Source organism: Nitrospirillum guanabarense (assembly GCF_034653355.1).
GTDB lineage: Bacteria > Pseudomonadota > Alphaproteobacteria > Azospirillales > Azospirillaceae > Nitrospirillum.
The window spans coordinates 47481-67710 of record NZ_JAYEER010000002.1 but is presented as its reverse complement, the minus strand read 5'-3'; the positions used below and the strand labels follow the sequence as shown (position 1 = coordinate 67710).

Sequence of the window (20230 nt, the reverse complement as noted above, 5' to 3'; positions counted from 1 at the left end):
TCTTTATTCCACCGTATGATGAGACACCGCTGTCAGAGACACAATGGCGTATTTATGGGCGCGCAAGGAAAATCGCCTGCACAATTGTACAGTGGGATATCGTATGAAATATAACGCGGATCGCGGCGGGCCTGACTCTCAGGTTGGGGCGCCCACGCCATCCCGCTGGCCGGCGACCCAGGTGCCCAGGACCTGTTGCCGCGCGTCCAACAGCACCAAGTCGGCCTGGAAGCCGGCGGCCAGCTGCCCGAGCCGCCCGTCCATTCCCAGGAATCGCGCGGGGTAGAGCGAGGCCATGCGCAAAGCCTCCTCCAGTTCCAGGCCTAGCAGGCGCATGGTGTTGCGCACGGCCTGCGCCATGTCGATGTCGGCGCCCGCCAGGACCCCGTCGTCGGTCACCAGCCGCCCGTCGCGGCGATGGATACGCTCGCCATACAGGGTGAAGGTGGCGGCGTCGGTGCCGGTGGGCGGCATGGCGTCGGTGACCAGCATCATCTTGCCCCTGGGCTTGGCGGCCAGGGCCAGGGCCAGCAAGTCCGGATGCACATGCACGCCGTCGACGATCAGCCCGCACCAGGCGTCCTTGGCGGTCATGGCCGCCAGGGCGATGCCCGGCGCCCGGTTGCTGATGGGCGGCATGGCGTTGAACAGATGGGTGAAGCCACGCAGGCCGGCACGCAAGGCCGCTTGCGTGCGTTCGTGGCTGGCGGCGGAATGGCCTCCGGCCAGGATCACACCGGCGCGCACCAGGCGGGCGATGTCGGCGTCGTCCATCTGCTCCGGCGCCACGGTCAGCATCACACGGCCCAGATCCCCGAAATGCCGGGGCAGGGCGCACAGCCGGTCCAGATCCACGCCGTTGGGGCGACGGATGTGGGCCTCCTTGTGCACGCCACGGCGGGCGGGGTTCAGGAAAGGGCCCTCCAGATGGACGCCGATGATGCCGCCGCCCGGCACGGCCGCGGCGTCGGCGGCCGCCTCCGCCGCGGCCATCATGGTGTTCAGGTCGTCGGTGATGACCGTGGGCAACAGCGCGGTGGTGCCGAACCGCCGATGGGCGGCGGCGATGGCCAAAGCGCCGGCGACGGTGGGGGTATCGTTGAACAGCACGCCGCCGCCGCCGTTGACCTGGGTGTCGATGAACCCGGGGGCCAGCAGGCTGCCTTCCGGCAGGAGCACGCGCGCCGCGCCGGCCACGCTGGCGACCGCCGGCACGATGTCCAGGATGTCGGGCCCTTGCAGGAGCAGGGCGTGGTCATCCAGCAGGACGTCGCCGGTGAACAGGCGGGCCCCTGTCAGAAGATGGCGCATGTCAGACCGTCTCCGTCACCTTGGCCAGGTTGGGGGGAACGTCGGGGTTCAGGCCCCGATCGGTGGCGATGCGGTGGATGCCGCCATAGAAGCTCTGCACCGCCGCCAGGGGCGCCAGTTCCGCCGGCACGCCGGCCACGGTGGGCAATGGCACCACGCCCGGGACGTCCGCCGTCGACAGCACGGTGGCGCCCAGGCCGACCATGCGGCGGATGGCGTCGTTGGTCGGGGCCAGGGTGGCGTCATCCTGCGTCAGCGCCAGGACGGGGAAGTCGGGGCCCACCAGGGCCAGGGGGCCGTGGATGACTTCGGCCGCGCTGAAAGCATCGGCGTGCAGGCGGCTGGTTTCCTTGCACTTCAGCGCCATCTCCTGGGCGGCCGCCGCGCCCAATCCCCGGCCTATGATATAGAGGCCGCGCACAGCCGCGAGGCGTGACAAGCCGGGATACCAATCCAGCGCCGCCGCCCTCTCCAGCCAGCCGGGCGCGTCCGCCACGGTGGCCAGCAGGGCCGGGTCCGCCTTCCAGTACGCCACCATCTGCAGGAAGGCGAACAGGGAGGTGAGGTAGGATTTCGTGGCGGCAACGCTCTTTTCCGGACCGGCGCACAGGGGAATGGCCACGTCCACCATTTGGAACAGGGGTGACGTCTCATCATTCACGAAGGCCACGGTCAGGGCGCCGCCGGCCTTGGCCGTCTCCGTCAGGCGCAGCAGGTCCGGGCTGCGTCCCGATTGCGACACCGCGACGTAGAGCCCATCCTTCAGATGCAGGGGCGTCTGGTACAGCGACACCACGGACGGCCCGATGGAGGCCACGGGCAGGCCCAGCCGGGTTTCGATCAGGTATTTGCCGTAGGTCGCGGCATGGTCGCTGCTGCCGCGGGCGCCCGTCACGACGAAGCGCGGGGCCAAGCGGCGCAGGCGTTCGCCCAGCTCCTGGAACCGGGGGGCGCATCGGTCGATCTGCCGGCGCAGGGCATCCGGGGTTTCGGCGGCCTCGCGGGCCATCAAGGAAGTCAAGGTCATGGCAGGGCGCTCTTGGCGATGGGGGAAGGGATGTTTTGGCGGGCCATCAGCAGGGCCCCTTCCAGGGCATCGCCCTCGGGGGCGGCCAGCAAGGACCGGGCCCAGGGGCTGAGCCAGGGAGTCAGCGGGGCGGCCAAGCCGCCCATGAGGCACAGGTGCGGGGCGCCCAGGGCGTGCAGGTGGCGGATATAGGTCTCCAGCTCCTTGGCGGCCTTGGCGATGATGGTGCAGGCGACAGCATCACCCTTCGCGGCATGCGCCAGGACATCCGGGGCCAGGCGGCCGTAATCGGCGGGGCCGGCATCGTTCACCCAGGCGACGATGGCGGCGGGCGAGCCGCCCAGCCGCTGCCGGATTTGCCGGGTCAGTCCCGTCTCGGGGGCCAGGCTGTCATGGGCGCGCAAGGCGACCCGGATGGCCTCGCGGCCGATGCTGGCGCCGCTGCCCTCATCGGAGACCTCGAAGCCCCAGCCGCCCACGGCGTGGCCCTGGCCGTTGATCAGGGCATAGCCGGCACTGCCGGTTCCGGCGATAAGGATGGCGCCGTCCCGGCCGGAAAAAGCCCCCAGGCAGGCGGCGTGGGCGTCCGTCTCGGCGGAAAGGCTGGCGAAGCGGGGGGCGGCGGCCCGGGTGCGGGCGCTGTCCGCCGGTGTCACGATGCCAGCCAGGCCCAGGCCGACATGCAACCGGGGAAACGCGCCGGCGTCCAGGCCGGCTTGGGCCAAGGCCGCCTGGACGGCGTCCAGGATGCTGGCCCAGGCCCGGTCGAGACCGAGGCGGATGTTGGCGGGACCGCCCAGGCCCTCACCCAGCAGCGTGCCGTCAGGGGCGCGCAGGCGGGCACGGCATTTGGTGCCGCCGCCGTCGACGCCCAGATAGTAGCGATCGGATGTCATGAGCTTTTTTCGGAAGAAGCGATAAGGATCAGGCGAGGGAGGGGGCCGGGCTGGGGGCCTTGCGGCCGACGCGATGGCCGTGGAGCGCGAAGAACAGGATGTAGAGGTAGGCCGGCGCCATCAGGGCGAGGAACACGGCCTGGAAAGGGAAGTGCTGCTTCAACTGCACGAACAGCTGGGGCAGGACGGCGCCGCCGGCGATGCCCATGATCATCAGGGCCGACCCGATCTCGGTGTGCCGGCCCAGACCGCGGATGCCCAGGGGGAAGATCGCCGGCCACATCATGGCGTTGGCGAAGCCCAGCGCCGCCACGCAGGCGACGGAGGCGTAGCCGTGGGTGGCGTAGGCGGCGACGGTCAGCACCACACCCAAAGCGGCGGACAGGGCCAGATAGCGTTCCTGTGACAGCACGCGGGGAATCAGGACCAGGCCACCCAGATATCCCGCCAGCATGGCCGCCAGGGTGAATGAGGTGAAGAACTTGGTCTCATCCAGCGGCAGGTCGAAGCCATGGCCGTAGGTGCCGATGGCGTCGCCGGCCATGACCTCCACCCCCACGTAAAGGAACAGGCACAGCACGCCCAGCCAGAGGTGGGGAATACGGCTCAGGGGCAGGGTGTCGCCGTCCGCCAACTCGTCACCCGTGTTGGAGTCGGCGGAGATTTCCGGCAGGGGGGAGCGGACGATCCAGACCGCCAGCAGGGCCAGCAGCGCCGCCATGGCCAGGTAGGGCAGGTGGATCTTGGCGGCGAAGGCGGACAGCAGCGCCTCCCGCGCCTCTGGCGTGGGGGCGGCTTTCACCTGCTGGTCCAGGGTGTCGATGCCGCTCAGCACCAGCGCGCCGATGGCAACCGGTGCCAGCATACCCGCCACCTTGTTGCAGATGCCCATGACGGCGATGCGCTGGGCGGCGCTGTCGATGGGGCCCAGGATGCTGATGTAGGGATTCGCCGCCGTCTGCAGCAGCGACAGCCCGGCACCGATGACGAACAGGCCGGCCAGCGCGCCGGGATAGACCCGAATCGTGGCGCATTCGCCGAAAAGGACGGCGCCAACGGCCATGACGAACAGCCCAGCCGCCATCCCCTTCTTCATCCCCGTCCGTCTGAGGACCCAGGAGGAGGGCAGGGAGAGGAACAGGTACGACAGATAGAAGACCATGGGGATCAGGAAGGCGTTCACGTCATCCAGCGTGAACGCCAGTTTCACGAACGTGATCAGCGGCCCGTTCAGCCAGGTGACAAAGCCGAAAATGAAGAACAGAACCCCGATGACGACCATGGATGCGCGGTTCTGATGCGGGGAGGGGGACGGTTTCACAGGGGCCATGGGCGCCATCCTTGTCCGTGATCGTGGGTGGAACGGGTAGGCAGGTCAGCTTCGGGGGCGTCACGCCAGCCCCCCGGACGGGATGGGCCCGGCTGGCCCGCATCCTGCTGGAATTCCTCACTTCCGCCATCGCCCGTTTTTCCCATCATCAGGGCAAAAAGGGAATTATGAAAGCAAATTAAAAAAAAATTGACGAGCGGGGGGCTCTGCGGCAATTTGGTTACCGCTAACACCGACTCCAGTAATGCCGATACGGTTCGGATCGAAATCAAAGACATCGGCAGAACTCAGAAAAAAAAGCGCAGCAGGGGAAACCATATCATGGGAATTAAGAAGTATGCCTTGGTTACCACCATGCTGATGAGCATGGGGGCGACATCGCTCATATCCGTCCAGGCGTACGCGGCAGATGCCAATGCTGACGACGAGCTGCAAGAGATCGTGGTCACAAGTATCCGCAAGAGTCTGGAGCGCTCCATCGAGGTGAAGCGCCAGGCGAATGCTATCGTGGACGTCATTTCGGCCGAAGGCGTGGGCAAGTTTCCCGACACCAACGTCGCGGAATCCCTGTCGCATCTGCCGGGCATCAGCGTCGACCACCAGTTCGGCGAAGGCGAGAAGATCAGCATCCTGGGCACGGACCCGGCGCTGAACCGCATCCTGGTCGACGGCCAGAGCATCGCCTCGGCCGACTGGGGCGGCAACCCCAACGACCCGAACAGCCGCACGTTCAACTACAGCCTGCTGTCGCCGGAAATCATCGACCAGGCCGAGGTGTACAAGTCGACGGAAGCCCGCATCGACGAAGGCAGCCTGGGTGGCACCGTCATCATCCACACGCGCAAGCCGCTGGACCTGGACGCCAACACCCTGCGCGGCTCGGTCGGCTATTCGTACAACACGCGGTCGGAGCAGGGAAATCCGCGTGGGTCGCTGCTCTACAGCTGGAAGAACGCCGCCAGCAACTTCGGCGTGATGGTCGCCGGCACTTACGACAAGGAAGACTTGTCGCGTGCGGGTATCGAATTCTTCGGTTATGGCAGCGGCAAGGATATCACCGCCGCCAATCCGAATGTGGCCGTCACTGGCGGCGATATTAATTCCGCCAAGTATCCGGCTGGCATCAACGCCGCCTACTTCCAGCAGACCCGGGAACGCGAGGGCGTGCAGGCTGCCATTCAGTATCAGCCAACCGACACCCTCGATTTTAATCTGTCGGGCATCTACATTCATGGCGACTATAACAACTTCAGCCAGTCTCGCTTTATTTACCCGGCTGGCAGCAAGAGCGCGTTCCAGACTGCCACGGTGAAGGATGGGCTGATCACCAACGCGACGTTGGGTAATGGCGCCTACACCGAATTGGACACGAATTACCGCCAGACCACGGTGCAGACCGCTCGTCTGAATTTGGCGGGCACTTGGACGCCGACCAAGGATTGGAAGGTTTACACCGACGTCGGCTACACCCGCGCCTTCGGTGGCAAGGACCCCGAATACCTGCTCTCGTTCTATTCGTCGGCGCCGTATAGCTTCGCTTATGACGGCACCAACACGAACGTCACCTACACCAATGGCTCCGCGTCCGGCAATGCGCTGTCCACCCGGGCCGCGGGTGGGCAAGCGGGCGGTATCGCGGCTCAGCTGAATGCCAACTCCGAGGCCTACGGCCAGATGGACGTGACCCACGATATCAACTTGGGTCCGATCACCAGCGTCCAGGCTGGCGTGAAATACACCGACCACATGAACACGGTTCGCGCCTACGGCAGCCGGACCATGTCCAATGGCGCGGTTTCCCTGACCAGCCTGGGCGCCTCGCCGGTGCCGAGCAGCGTGTTCGACGACCTGAATGCGAGCGGTGACCTCATCCACTTCTCCACCATCAGCAAAGAAGCGGTGGTTAACTATCTGGATGGGCTGAACACCACCTACTATCGGGACTACGGTTCCGAATATAAGGTGACCGAGAAGAACGGGAACGCATACGTCCAGGCCAACTTTGCCGGCACCAATTACCGCGGCAATTTGGGTGTGCGCTACGTACACGGTGACGACGATATAAAGTTCTGGAACACCAGTGATAACGGCAACAGCTATCAGTCGGTGACCACGAATAACCGTTATGGCCGCTTCCTGCCGTCCTTCAACGTCGCTTATGACGCCACGGACGACGTGGTGGTTCGTTTCGGCGCCGCCAAGGTCATTGCCCGTCCGCGTTATGCCGATTACGCCGGCGCCTTCTCGAAGGATGACACCAGCTTTAACGGCAGTGGTGGTAACCCCAACCTGAAGCCGTACGAATCGAACAACTACGACGTTTCCGCTGAGTGGTACTTCAATAAAGACTCGCTGGTTTCTGGCGAATTCTTCTTCCGCCAAATTTCATCGTACATTGTGAGCGTCACGAAGGATAACGTGCCGCTTGTCAGCCAGCGCGATGGACTGGTTCATGATTACTCGATCACAACGCCTCAGAACTTCTCTGATGCGAATGTTAAGGGCTTCTCCGCCCTTTACCAGACGAACATCGCCTACGGGTTTGGTGTCCAGACCAACTACACCTATGCGATCGCCGACACGGCCACTGGCCTGAACATGCCGTACCTGTCACGGCATACGGTGAACTTCATCCCCTATTATGAGCAGGGGCCGCTGCAAGCGCGCGTGAGCCTTGGCTGGCGTTCGTCTTACTTCACCAGCATCGGTCGTTTGAATTCGAACAATATGACCAACTCGTACATGCAGTTGGACTTCTCCGCCACTTACAGCATCACGGAGAACTTGCAGGCGACGGTGAACGCCACGAACCTGCTGGATGAGCTGTACTATTCCTATAGCGGCACGAAGGCGGCACCGATCGGCTACTACCGGAACGGCAGCGTTTACTCCATCAACATGTCCTACAAGATGTAAGTCTCCCTCCCCTGGGCCGTCGCCTCGCGCTTTGGCGGCGGCCCATTCTTTTTTAAATTAAAGAATATATTTGGCAGAATAGGGCGGGCGGACAGGGCCGCCATAGGCATGGGTCCGTCTCCACCCCCGCGCGGGAAGGTGGGGGCCAACGGCAGGGAGCCCAAGGTGCTGTGATGAGGGTGGTGGGATCAAGGATCGGGGCGTGGTTGCCGCTTGTCGCGGGGGTCATGGCCCTGTGGGTGTTGCCGGCCATGGCCGCCACCCGGATGGACCTGGACACCGACTGGCAATTCCGCACGGACCCGCAGGCGGTGGGCGAGGCCCAGGGCTGGGCGGCGCAGACGCCCGCCGGCACGCGCCCCGTCACCGTCCCGCACACCTGGAACATTGGCGCCGATCACGATTTCGATGGCCAGGGCTGGTACTTCAAGACGCTGGTGCTGCCGCCCCTGGCGGCCGGCGCGCATGTGGAGCTGCATTTCGGCGCCACCTTTTACAAAAGCCGCGTCTGGGTGAACGGCACGCCCGTGGGCGGGCATGAGGGTGGGCACACCGCCTATTGGTTCGACGTCAGCAGCCTGGTGCGCGCGGGTGAGAACCGCGTCGTCGTGGAACTCGACAACCGGCCGGGCTTCGCCACCATCCCCGGCTACGCCATGCGCCAGGCCGCCTCCGGCAACGTCTGGTACGATTGGTGGCGCTATGGCGGCATCGTCCGCGACGTGTGGCTCAGCGTCGGCGACACGGGTCTCATCCGCCGCCAGCGTATCACCAGCATCCTCGCGCCGGATCTGGCCCAGGTCCGCGCCCAGGTTTTCGTGGAGAATGTCGGCGGCCAGCCCCAGGATTTCCACCTGACGACGGTGGCCTTTGGCCCCGACGGCACGGTGGCGGCCAAGGCCGCGGCCACCCAGCGCCTGGAGCCGGGCGCCAAGGGCACCCCGGCGCTGGAGCTTGCCATTCCCCATCCCCGGCTGTGGAATGTGGGCGCGGCCCAGCTTTATCGCGTGGCGACCGAGCTGCGCGACGGGCAGGGCCGCCTGCTGGACCGGCGTGAGGACAGCATCGGCCTGCGGACGGTGGAGATCCGTGATCGCCACCTGCTGGTGAACGGGCAGCGCGTCCGCCTCAGCGGCGTCACCCGGCACGCGGATTCCCCGGCCGAAGGCCTGGCGGAAAGCGCCGGCACCGTCCGCCAAGACTGGAACGACCTGGCGGCCCTGCACACCACCCTGACCCGGCCGGTACACTATCCGCAAAGCCAGGCGGTGCTGGACGAGGCGGACAAGGACGGCATCCTGCTGGTGCCCGAGATCCCGCTGTGGCAGTTCAGCCAGGCGCAGCTGCGCGACCCGCGCGTCCTGGCCCTGGCCCAGCGGATGATGCGCGAGGTGGTCGAGGAGTTGGAGAACCACCCCAGCATCTTCGCCTGGAGCGTCTGCAACGAGAGCGACGCCTCCACCCCCGGCGGCCAGGCCTATGTGGCGCGGATGAAGGCGCTGATCAACGCCATCGATCCCGGCCGCCTCGTCACCTTCGCCGACGCCGACATCGCCATCAAGCCGTGGCGGGACGCGGCGGTGATGCACGACGTCGACTTCATCATGGCCAACGCCTATTTCGGCACATGGAGCGGTGCCGCCGGCGAGGTCGAACCCTGGTTGGACCACCTGGACCGCACCTACCCGGACAAGATGGTCATCATCTCCGAATTCGGCTGGCCGGGCCCGTTCTCCCGCGACGCCCAGGCGGCGGACCAGGCCCGCATCGCCAATTTCCAGGACCAGATGGCGGCGTTCCAGAAACGCGACTTCGTGGCCGGCGTCATCTTCTGGAGCTACCAGGACTACAAATCCAGCCGCAACCTGTGGAACGGCCAAGTGGAAGGCTATGTCGACCACGGCCTGGTCGATGAATACCGGCAGCGCAAGCCTTCGTACCTGGCCTGGGAACAGCGCAACCGCCCCCTGACCGCCAGCGCCGGCTGGCAGGTGGGCAAGGACGGCCTGGACGGTTTCCATGCCTTGGTCCGACGCGCGGCACCCGACGCCTTGCCCTCTTACCCACTGGTGGGTTACCGCGCGCGCTGGATCGTGGCGGACGACACCGGGGCTGTGCTGGCCCGGGGGGAACAGCCCCTGGACGGGCTGGACCAGGGGGCCGCCATAAACGCCCGCTGGCAGCCCAAGGCCGGCGGCGCCGTGCTGACCCTGGACGTCTACACCCCCGGCGGGGTGAAGGCGGGCGGCACCACCCTCGACTACGCCCCCTTGCGGCTGGGCAGCGCCCACTATCCGCCCGATCCGACGCAACTGCCCAAACCGGAGGCCAAGCCATGACCCGCCGCTCTTCACGCTTGATCGCGGGGCGCCTGATCCGCGCCGGCCTGCTGGCGACGGCGCTGTCCGTCCCGGCCGCCGCCGTCGCGGCCAAGCAGCCGTCGGCGCCCGCGACCGCGCCCACCGCCGATGTCCTGTCGCCGGCGCAGATCGACCTGCAGTGGGAAAAGCACGCCGCCAAGCATGTGTCCGATGTCGCCGCCGAATTGAAGCAGGTGGCCGAAGGGGACGGGCAGGGGCCCTTCCGGCCGGACTGGGCGTCGCTGAAGACCTATCAGGTGCCGCAATGGTACGCGGACGCCAAGTTCGGTGTCTTCATCCACTGGGGCCTGTATTCCGTCCCCGCCTTCGGCAGCGAGTGGTACTCGCGCCTCATGTACACCAAGGGCACGAAGGAATACGACCACCATATCAAGACCTTCGGCCCCCAGGACAAGTTCGGCTACAAGGACTTCATCCCCCTGTTCAAGGCGGAGAAGTACGATCCCCGCGCCTGGGCCGCCCTGTTCCGCGCGGCCGGTGCCCAATACGTGGTGCCGGTGGCGGAGCACCACGACGGTTTCGCCCTGTATGACACCAAGCTGTCGGACTGGTCGGCCGTGCGCATGGGCCCCAAGCGCGACCTGATCGGCGACCTGGCGCGCGCGGTGCGGGCCCAGGGCCTGCACCTGGGGCTGTCGTCCCACCGCGCGGAGCATGACTGGTTCTTTGATGAGGGACGCAAGATCGCCTCCGATGTCAACGACCCGCGCTATGCCGACTTTTACGGTCCCGCCCAGGTGCGGGTGAAGGAGAAGGGGACGGATGACGCCGACGTGTTCGGCGACTTCACGCCGGTGTCGCAGGCCTGGCTCAGCGACTGGCTGGCCCGCTCGGCGGAGCTGGTGGACCTCTACCACCCCGACCTGATCTATTTCGATTGGTGGATCAGCCACCCCGCCTTCCGCGGCACGCTGCCCAAGTTCCTGGCCTATTACTACAATGCCCAGGCCAAGCTGGGCGGGTCCGCCGTCGTCAATTACAAGCTCGGCGCCTTCCCCGAGGGGGCCGGCGTGCTGGACATCGAGCGCGGCCAGCTGCCCGGCATCCAGCCGCGCGTCTGGCAGACCTGCACCTCCATCAGCGACGGCAGCTGGGGCTATGTCGAGAACGACACCTACAAGTCGCCCCAGGCGCTGATCCATCTGCTGGCCGATGTCGTGTCCAAGAACGGCAACCTGCTGCTGAACATCGGCCCCCGCGCGGACGGCAGCATCCCCCAAGGCGCGCAGGACACGCTGCTGGCCATGGGCGACTGGCTGAAGGTCAACGGCGAGGCCATCTACGGCACCCGCCCCTGGCGTCAGTTCGGCGAAGGCCCGACGGAGGTGGCCAGTGGGTCCTTCCAGGAAACCAAGACCAAGCCCTACACGGCCCAGGACTTCCGCTTCACCACCAAGGGCGCGGCTCTCTACGCCATCGAGCTGGGCTGGCCGGCGGAGGGGGAGGCCGTGATCCACAGCCTGAAGGCGGAGGACAAGGTGAAGGCCGTGACCCTGTTGGGTCCAGGGGGCGGCACGGTCGTGACCTTCCGCCAGGACGCCGATGGCCTGCACCTGACCCTGCCGCAGCGGCCAGTGGGCGCCGTCGCCGCCTACGTCTACCGCATCGAGATGCAGTGAGCGGCGTCAAAGCCGCCTTGAAGGAGATGTCATGAAACGACTGTTGGGAACGCTGGCCGCCGGCCTGTCGATGCTGGTGGCGGCCGGATCCGCGCCCACCGCCTGGGCCGCCGCTGGGGCAAAGGCGCCTACCGCCTTGTTCTATATGATGGAAACCCAGAAATCGATTAACTCGTTCGAGCAGCACATCGACAAGATCGACCTGCTGGTTCCCACCTGGTACGGCGTCGACCAGAACGGCCTGGTGTATGGGCAGCCCAACCCCTATGTGCTGAAGCTGGCGCACGAGAACAAGGTGCCGGTGATGCCCATCATCTCGCCGGTGGACAAGCAGAAGTTCCATGAGCTGATCACCAGCGAACCGGCCAAGAAGGCCATGATCGCCGCACTGTTGCAGCAGGCCAAGGAACATGGCCTGATCGGCTATCAGTTCGACTTCGAGAATATCGCCTGGACCGACCGCGACGCCTTCACCCTGCTGATCAAGCAGACGGCGACCGCCCTGCATGGCGCCGGCCTGAAGCTGTCCATCGCCGTGGTGCCCAACGCGCCGGGCCATGCCGGTCACGGGCCCTTTTCCAAGTGGATGTGGGAGTTCTGGCGTGGCGCCTTCGACTACAAGGCCATCGGCGATGCCGTCGACCTGTTCTGCCTCATGACTTATGACGAGCACACGCGCTGGACCGTTCCCGGCCCGGTCGCCGGCATGCCCTGGGTGATGGAGCACCTGAAGTACGCCCTGCAGTTCATTCCCAAGGAAAAGCTGTCGCTGGGCATCCCGCTCTATGGCTACCGCTGGTACACCGACAACCCGGTGAAGCCGGACGGGACTGAGGCGTCCAACATCGCCGGCGCCTATTTCGACGCCGACGAGTCCATCCCGCAGGCCAAGCAGTATGGCGCGCAGATCCAGTGGGATCCGGTGGAGCATGAGGCCTTTTACTTCTTCTACCGCGACCAGATGCGGGAGTGGGTGTTCATGCCCGAGGCCCGCAGCTTCCATGACCGGTACGCCCTGGTGAAGGAGTATGGGCTAGAGGGCTTCTGCTCCTGGGTCCTGGGCTCGGAAGACCCCAAGGTCTGGGACGAGCTGCCCAAGGCGCAGCGCTGAGCACGGGGACGACGGTGAGGGGAGTGGGGATGAGGACCGTATTGGGGGCTTTGACCGTGGCGATGGTGGCGGCGGGAAGCGCCGCCACCGGCTCGATTTCGGCGGCCCCGCCCGCCCTCATTCCCTTGCCGGTGGAGTATCAGACGGGACAGGGGGCCTTCACCCTAAGCGCCGGCGCCGTCATCGCGGTGCCCGCCGGTGACGCCCAGGCGCGCCAGGCGGCCACCCTGCTGGCCGGTATGGTGAGCCGGGTGCGGGGCCTGACCCTGGACGTACGGGACGGCGGCGGCGGCGGCGCCATCACCCTGGCCCTGGATGCCGCCGCCCCGGTGGCCCAGGTCGAAGGCTACGCCCTGGCCGTGACGCCGCAAGGCATTCGCGTCACGGCGCGGGATGAGGCCGGGCTGTTCTATGGCGTCATGAGCCTGGCCCAGTTGTTGACGCCCGAGGGGGACGGCCGGGGCCCGGTTACGGTGCCAGCGCAGGAGATACGGGACTGGCCGCGCTTTTCCTGGCGCGGCCTGATGCTGGACGTGGCCCGCCACTTCCAGCCCCTGGACAGCGTCAAGGCCCTGGTCGACCAGATGGCGGCGCACAAGCTGAACCGTCTGCACCTGCACCTGACGGATGACCAGGGCTGGCGGCTGGAGATCAAGCACTATCCCGACCTGACCAAGGTGGGCGCCTGGCGCACCCCACCCACTGTCGGCGGGCCAGACGCGCCGAGCCCGCGCTACGGCGGTTTCTACACCCAGGACCAGGTCCGTGACCTGGTGGCCTATGCCGCCGCGCGGCATGTGACCATCGTGCCGGAGATCGACATGCCCGGCCATGGCCAGGCGGTCATGGCGGCCTATCCCAAGATCGGCGTCACCGGCGCACGGCCCCCGGTGGCGGTGGATTGGGGCGTGAACCCCTATCTGTTCAACGTGGATGAGGCCAGCTTCACCTTCATCCAGACCGTGCTGGATGAGGTGATGGCGCTGTTCCCCTCCACCTACATCCACGTCGGCGGCGATGAGGCGCTGAAGGATGAGTGGAAGTCGTCCCCCCGGGTGCAGGCACGCATGCGCGCCCTGGGCCTCAAGGATGAGAACGCGCTGCAGACTTGGTTCATCGAGCGCGTGGGCCAGTATTTGGCGGCCCATGGCCGTCGCATGATCGGCTGGGACGAGATTCTGGAAGGCGGCATCCCGCCCACGGCCACCATCATGTCCTGGCGCGGCACCAAGGGGGCCGTGGATGCCGCTCGCATGAACCACGACGTGATCCTGTCGCCGGCGCCCACCCTGTACCTGGACAGCCTGCAAAGCCGGCGGAATGATGAGCCGTCCGGCCGCCTGGCCATCGTCACCCTGGCGGACATCTATGCCTACGACGCCCTGCCGGCGGAACTGGATGCGGAGCAGGCGCGCCATGTGCTGGGCGGTCAGGGCAACCTCTGGACGGAATACATGATGACGCCGTGGCATGTGACCCATGCCATCTACCCCCGCATCGACGCCCTGGCGGAAGGGCTGTGGTCGCCTAAGGATCGGCGCGATTGGCGGGATTTCCTGGGGCGTTTGCCGGCGCAGCTGGCCCGCTACCGTCACCTGGGCGTGGACGCAGCCGACAGCGCCTTCGCCGTCGATTTCACGGTGGAGGGCGGGCCCAACGCCGCGCTGGCCGCCGGTGCCGCCACCGTGGCCCTGTCCAACCAGGCCAGCTTCGGCACCATCCGCTACACCACCGACGGCAGCGCGCCGACGCCCGCGTCCGCCCGCTACGAGGCGCCGCTGCACCTCACCCTGCCTGCCATCCTGAACGCGGCCGTGTTCAGCGACGCCGGCCAGATGCTGGCGGCCCCCCGCCGATATGATCTGACCGCCGATGCGTTGCGCACGCGGCAGAGTGGGGAGCTGGCGGCCTGTCCCGAAGGCGAAATGGGCCTGCGCATTCCCCTGACGCCGGACGCGACCACCCGCGCCCCTGTGTTCAACGTCAACCTGTTCGATGCCTGCTGGGTCTATCCCAAGGCCCGGCTGAACGGCGTCACCGCGCTGACGGTGCAGGCGGCCCGCCTGCCGCGCAACTACGGTTTGGCCCATGACGCCGTCAAGGTGCGCAGCCATCCCGCGGCCACGCCGAACGGCGAGCTGGTGGTGAGGATGGACGGGTGCGACGGGCCGGTGGCCGCCACCGTGCCCCTGCCGTCGCCGGCCAAGGCGCCGGCACAGTTCCCCCTGACCACCCCGCTGCCGGTGGCGACGGGGGAGCATGACCTATGCCTGACGTACACCGCGTCTATCCATGGTCCGCTATATGCCATCGGAAGTGTCAGCCTGCAGGCCGAACCATGACTAAGCTGATGCCGCACCAGAGGAAATTTCCCATGCCGCGCGCCCTGAACCATTCCCTGTCCCTGGCGTTCGTCTTGGCGCTGATGGCGCCCGGCCTGGCCGAAGCGGCGCCGGTGACGCGGGACCTGGACCAAGGCTGGACCTTCCGTCTGGCGCCGCAGGATCCGGCCGCCAAGACGCATGGAGGAGAGACGCAATGGCGGGTGGCCACCGTGCCGGGCGCGGTGCAGACCGACCTTCTGGCCCTGGGCCGCATCGGCGATCCGTTCTACCGTGACGCCGAGGCGGGCCTGCAATGGATTGGCCTGGCCGACTGGGACTACCGCACCACCCTGGCCGTGGATGAGGCGACGCTGCGCCATGACCATGTCGACCTGGTGTTCGAGGGGCTGGACACCTTCGCCGATGTCAGCGTGAACGGCAAACCGTTGCTATCGGCCGACAACATGTTCCGCCGCTGGCGCGTGCCGGTGAAGCAGGCGCTGCGCTCCGGCGCCAACACCCTGTCGGTGGCGCTGCACTCCCCCATTGCCAAGCTGCAACCCTGGTTGCTGAAGCAGCCCTACGCCTTGCCGGGCGAGTTCGACAGCGCCTTCGGCGATGAGCCGGCGGGCAAGCAGACCTCCAACTACGTGCGCAAGGCCAACTACCAGTATGGCTGGGATTGGGGTCCCCGCTACGTCACCCTGGGCATCTGGCGGCCGGTGCGGCTTGAGGCTTGGGATGGCCCCCGCCTGGCCGATTTCCACGTCGATCAGCAGAAGGTGGGAACCGAGACGGCGGCGGTGCGGGCGGAGTTCGAGATCGCCGCCGACCGGCCGGGCACGGTGCGCGTGACCGTCATCCCCACCGCGCCGGATGGCACGGCGCTGCCCGCCGTTACCCAGGACGTGGCGCTGGACGCCGGCACCAACCAAGTCAGCCTGCCGGTGCGTATCGACCATCCCCGCCTGTGGTATCCGGTGGGCTATGGCGCGCCCGACCTCTACACCTTCAAGGCGACCATCAGCGATGGCGCGGAGGTGGTGGCGACCTCCGCGCGGCGCACCGGCCTGCGCCAGGTGGAACTGCGCCGCGCGCCGGACCAGTGGGGCAAGAGCTTCGAGTTCGTGGTGAACGGCATCCCCGTCTTCGCCAAGGGCGCCAATCTGATCCCCATGGACAGCTTCCCCAGCCGGGTGCCGGCGGAAACCGCTCGCGCCCTGCTGCAATCGGCCCGCGACGCCAACATGAACATGCTGCGCATGTGGGGCGGCGGCCACTACCAGGACAACGCCTTCTACGACTTGGCGGACGAGATGGGCATCATGGTGTGGCAGGATTTCATGTTCGGCGGCGCCATCACCCCCTATGACGTGGCCTTCCGCGAGAGCAGCCGGGCCGAGGCGGTGGACCAGGTGAAGCGCCTGCGCGACCACCCCAGCATCGTCCTCTGGTGCGGCAACAACGAGGTGCAGACCGGCTGGGAATCCTGGCCCGACCGCCAGACGTTCAAGGACAGCATCGCCCCGGCGGAGCGGGAGCGCATCGTCACCGGCATGACCGTGCTGTTTGGTGACGTGCTGCGCGGCGTGGTCGCCAAGTATGCCGGCGGCGTGCCCTATTGGGCCAGCACCCCCAGCACCGATTTCGACGGCCCCGCCGACCAGATGGACGACGGCGACAAGCACTACTGGAAGGTGTGGTCCGGCTCCGCCCCGCTGGAGGATTACCTGGACACCACGCCGCGCTTCCAGTCCGAGTACGGCCTGCAATCCTTCCCCGTGATGCGCACGGTGCGCGCCTTCGCCAATGCAGAGGATCTGGCCAGCCCGAATTCGCCGGTCATGCGGGCGCACCAGAAGTTCGCCAATGGCAACGGCAATGACCGCCTGCTGTTTTACATCCGCAAATATTATGGCGAGCCCAAAGACTTCGCCGCCTTTGTCTACCTTAGCCAGGTGATGCAGGCGGAAGGCATACAGATGGCGGCGGAGCATCTGCGCGCCTCGCGGCCGCATAGCATGGGCTCGCTGTACTGGCAGCTGAATGACGTGTGGCCGGGTGCCTCCTGGTCCAGCATCGACTATTTCGGCCGGTGGAAGGCGCTGCAGTTCCACGCCCGACGCTTCTACGCCCCGCTGCTGGCCGCGGCCCAACGCCATAACGGCAAGACCGACATCCACTTGGTGTCGGACCTGACCGCGCCGCTGGCGGTGCAATGGCGCCTGCGGGTCATGGATCTGGACGGCACCGTGCGGCAGGAGCGGACCACGCCGGTCACCCTGGCGCCGCTGTCCAGCACGGATGTCGGTACCTTCGAGGATGCCGCCCTGTTGAAGGGGGCCGATCCGGCCCGCACCGTCGCGGTGGTGGAACTGCTGCAGGGCGGCCAGCCGGTGTCGCGCGAGATCGTCTATTTCGCCGACGCCATCGACCTGGCCCTGACGGATCCGGGGCTGACCGCCGACCTGCAGCCCGCCGCCGACGGCTATACCCTGACGATCAAGGCGCAGCGCTTGGCGCGTGGCGTCTGGGTGGAATTCGGTGACAGGGACGCCAGCCTGTCGGACAACGCCTTCGACCTGCTGCCGGGCCAGACGGTGACGCTGGCCGTGCGCAGTGCCGCCGACATCGCCGCCCTGCGCCAGGCCCTGTCCGTGCGCTCCCTGGCCGGCGCCACCAAGGGGGCGCGGTCGTGAGGCGGGTTCTCGCGCTGGGGGCGGCGCTGCTGTCCCTGGTCCTGCCCACCGGGGCTTGGTCGCAGACGGATAGCGAGGTGCTGGTCAACCGCATGACCCTGGCCGAAAAGATCGGCCAGATTCAAAGCGCAGCCCCCGCCATCCCGCGCCTGGATCTGCCGGCCTACGAATGGTGGAACGAAGGGTTGCACGGCGTCGCCCGTGCCGGCTACGCCACCGTTTTCCCCCAGGCCATCGGCCTGGCCGCGACCTGGGACACCGACCTGCTGCGCCGGGTGGGCGATACCGTGTCTACCGAGGCGCGGGCGAAGTTCAACGCCGCCGGCCCCAAAGCCGATCATGACCGCTACCAGGGCCTGACCATCTGGTCGCCCAATATCAACATCTTCCGCGACCCGCGCTGGGGCCGGGGGCAGGAAACCTATGGCGAGGATCCCTACCTGACCGGCCGGCTGGCCGTGGCCTTCATCCAGGGCATCCAGGGGCCGGATCCAGCCCATCCCAAGGCCATCGCCACCGCCAAGCATTTCGTCGTGCACAGCGGGCCGGAGGCCGGGCGCCACGCCTTCGATGTCGACGTCTCGCCCCATGATCTGGAGGCGACCTACCTGCCGGCCTTCCGCGCGGCCGTCACGGAAGGGCAGGTGGGGTCCGTCATGTGCGCCTACAACGCCCTGCACGGCACCCCCGTCTGCGCCGATCCGGAACTGCTGAACGGCCGGCTGCGGCGGGATTGGGGGTTCAAGGGCTATGTCGTGTCCGACTGCGACGCGGTGGACGACATGACACGCTTCCACCACTACCGCGCCGACAATGCCGGCTCGGCCGCCGCAGCGCTGCTGGCTGGCACTGATCTGAACTGCGGCGGCGGCGGCCGCTACGCCTATGCAGACCTGAATGCCGCCGTCAGCCAGCATCTGGTGACGGAGGGTGCGGTGGACCAGGCGGCGCGGCGCGTCATGGCCGCCCGCGCCCGGCTGGGCGCCTTCACCGCCGCCGACCCTTACGCCGACATCGGGGCGGAGCGCATCGACGACGTGAACGCCCGCGCCCTGGCACTGGAGGCGGCGCGCAAATCCATCGTGCTGCTGAAGAACCGCAACAACGCGCTGCCGCTGGCCCCCGGCTCCAACTTGGCAGTGGTTGGCCCTAACGCCGACGCGCTGGGCGTGCTGGAGGCCAATTATCACGGCACCGCCGTCCAAGCCTACACGCCCCTGGCGGCGCTGCGCATGGCCCCGGGCGTGGGCACCGTCCGCTACGCCCAAGGGTCGACCCTGGCGGAGGGCGTGCCCGTGCTGGTGCCGGAGACGGCGCTGAAGACGGGGGCGGGCAGCGGGGCGGAGGCCGGCCTGACCGGCGACTATTTCGACAGCCTGGATTTCAGCGGCGAACCGCGCCTGACCCGCACCGACCGCACCGTCGATTTCGACTGGGACAAGGTGCCGCCGGTTCCCGGCATGGACGCGCGCCGCTACGCCGTGCGCTGGACCGGCCTGCTGGTGCCGCCGGGGCCAGGCGACTACACCCTGGCGGTGCGGATGGACCGCTGCTTCGACTGTCAAGGGCATGACCCCGTGCGCCTGTACCTGGACGGCCGGCTGGTGCTGAACGACCCCGGCACCGGCAAGGACAGTGACCTCATGGTGTCCTTGCATGTCGAGGGCACCAGCCCCCACCGCCTGCGCCTGGAGCTGGTGCACAGCGGCCAGGACCAGGGTGTGCGCCTGATGTGGCTGGCCCCGGCGGAGGTCCAGCGGGCGGAGGCTTTGGCCGCCACCAAAGGCGCAGACGCCATCATCGCCTTCGTCGGCCTGTCGCCGGACGTGGAGGGGGAGGAACTGGGCATCGCCGTACCGGGCTTCGATGGCGGCGACCGCACCGATATCGGTCTGCCCCTGCCGCAACGCCAATTGCTGGAGGCCCTGGCCACGACCGGCAAGCCTTTGGTCGTGGTGCTGATGTCCGGCAGCGCCGTGGCCCTGACCTGGGCGCAGGATCATGCCGACGCCGTGCTGGCCGCCTGGTACCCGGGGGAGCGCGGCGGCCGGGCGCTCGCCGAGACGCTGACGGGCAGCAACAACCCCTCGGGCCGCCTGCCGGTGACCTTCTACCGCTCCGTCCGCGACCTGCCGCCGTTCGTTGACTATGCCATGGCCGGGCGCACCTACCGCTATTTCGAGGGCACGCCGCTGTACCCCTTCGGCTTCGGCCTCAGCTACACCCGCTACGCCTATGACGATCTGACGCTGTCCGCGACCGATCTGCCGGCCGGCCAGCCGCTGACGGCCAGCGTCACGGTCAGGAACGTAGGCGACCATCCGGGTGAGGAGGTGGCGCAGCTGTATGTCACGCCGCCGTCCGGCCCCCTGGCGCCGCGCCGCCTGCTGGCTGGGTTCCAGCGCGTGCACCTGGAACCGGGGGAGAGCAAGCGCGTGACCTTCCAGGTGCAGCCCCGGGACATCGGTGGCGTGGACGCCGCCGGTAACCGCACGGTGGAGGCGGGGCGCTATCAGGTTTTCGTGGGTGGCGGCCAGCCGGACTTCACCCCGGGCATCGAGAAGACGGTCGACATCCAGGGTCGCCAGGCCCTGCCGAAGTGACGGGGCCGAAATG

At 67.2% G+C, this 20230-nt stretch carries 11 protein-coding genes; 7 read left to right on the top strand and 4 right to left on the bottom strand.

Annotation, left to right across the window (positions count from 1 at the left end):
- Positions 1 to 138: 138 nt before the first annotated feature.
- The 4 genes from nagA to UAA55_RS07020 are packed head-to-tail and all read right to left on the bottom strand — an operon-like array spanning position 139 to position 4564.
- On the bottom strand, positions 139 to 1311 hold the full coding sequence (gene nagA, locus UAA55_RS07035) for an N-acetylglucosamine-6-phosphate deacetylase (RefSeq protein ID WP_322951973.1): 1173 nt from the start codon (positions 1309 to 1311) through the stop codon (positions 139 to 141).
- 1 nt (position 1312) lies between these two features.
- The gene (locus tag UAA55_RS07030) at positions 1313 to 2338 is read right to left on the bottom strand and encodes an SIS domain-containing protein (RefSeq protein WP_322951972.1); all 1026 of its coding nucleotides are present in this window, start codon (positions 2336 to 2338) and stop codon (positions 1313 to 1315) included.
- On the bottom strand, positions 2335 to 3234 hold the full coding sequence (locus UAA55_RS07025) for a glucosamine kinase nucleotide-binding domain-containing protein (protein WP_322951971.1): 900 nt from the start codon (positions 3232 to 3234) through the stop codon (positions 2335 to 2337). The genes UAA55_RS07030 and UAA55_RS07025 overlap by 4 nt, the downstream gene beginning before the upstream one ends.
- Before the next feature lie 28 nt (positions 3235 to 3262).
- A complete protein-coding gene (locus tag UAA55_RS07020; protein WP_322951970.1) occupies positions 3263 to 4564 on the bottom strand; it encodes a sugar MFS transporter in 1302 nt (433 codons plus the stop codon).
- Between the two features lie 321 nt (positions 4565 to 4885).
- Between UAA55_RS07020 and UAA55_RS07015 the strand changes: the two genes are divergently transcribed.
- The 7 genes from UAA55_RS07015 (at position 4886) to UAA55_RS06985 (ending at position 20217) form a co-directional block, all read left to right on the top strand.
- Entirely contained in the window at positions 4886 to 7480 is a 2595-nt protein-coding gene (locus tag UAA55_RS07015) for a TonB-dependent receptor (protein ID WP_322951969.1), read from the top strand.
- A gap of 206 nt (positions 7481 to 7686) precedes the next feature.
- Complete coding sequence (locus tag UAA55_RS07010) at positions 7687 to 9819, top strand: glycoside hydrolase family 2 protein (RefSeq protein ID WP_322951968.1); 2133 nt, start codon at positions 7687 to 7689, stop codon at positions 9817 to 9819.
- Positions 9816 to 11480 (top strand): alpha-L-fucosidase, encoded by a 1665-nt coding sequence (locus UAA55_RS07005; protein WP_322951967.1) that lies wholly within the window; start codon positions 9816 to 9818, stop codon positions 11478 to 11480. The genes UAA55_RS07010 and UAA55_RS07005 overlap by 4 nt, the downstream gene beginning before the upstream one ends.
- Positions 11481 to 11511: 31 nt before the next feature.
- Positions 11512 to 12591: a glycosyl hydrolase family 18 protein gene (locus UAA55_RS07000; protein WP_322951966.1), complete on the top strand. Its 1080-nt coding sequence runs from the start codon at positions 11512 to 11514 to the stop codon at positions 12589 to 12591.
- A gap of 29 nt (positions 12592 to 12620) precedes the next feature.
- Positions 12621 to 14933: a family 20 glycosylhydrolase gene (locus UAA55_RS06995; RefSeq protein WP_322951965.1), complete on the top strand. Its 2313-nt coding sequence runs from the start codon at positions 12621 to 12623 to the stop codon at positions 14931 to 14933.
- Positions 14934 to 14965: 32 nt separating this feature from the next.
- On the top strand, positions 14966 to 17614 hold the full coding sequence (locus UAA55_RS06990) for a beta-mannosidase (RefSeq protein ID WP_322951964.1): 2649 nt from the start codon (positions 14966 to 14968) through the stop codon (positions 17612 to 17614).
- Entirely contained in the window at positions 17611 to 20217 is a 2607-nt protein-coding gene (locus UAA55_RS06985) for a glycoside hydrolase family 3 protein (protein ID WP_322951963.1), read from the top strand. The genes UAA55_RS06990 and UAA55_RS06985 overlap by 4 nt, the downstream gene beginning before the upstream one ends.
- Positions 20218 to 20230 lie beyond the last annotated feature (13 nt).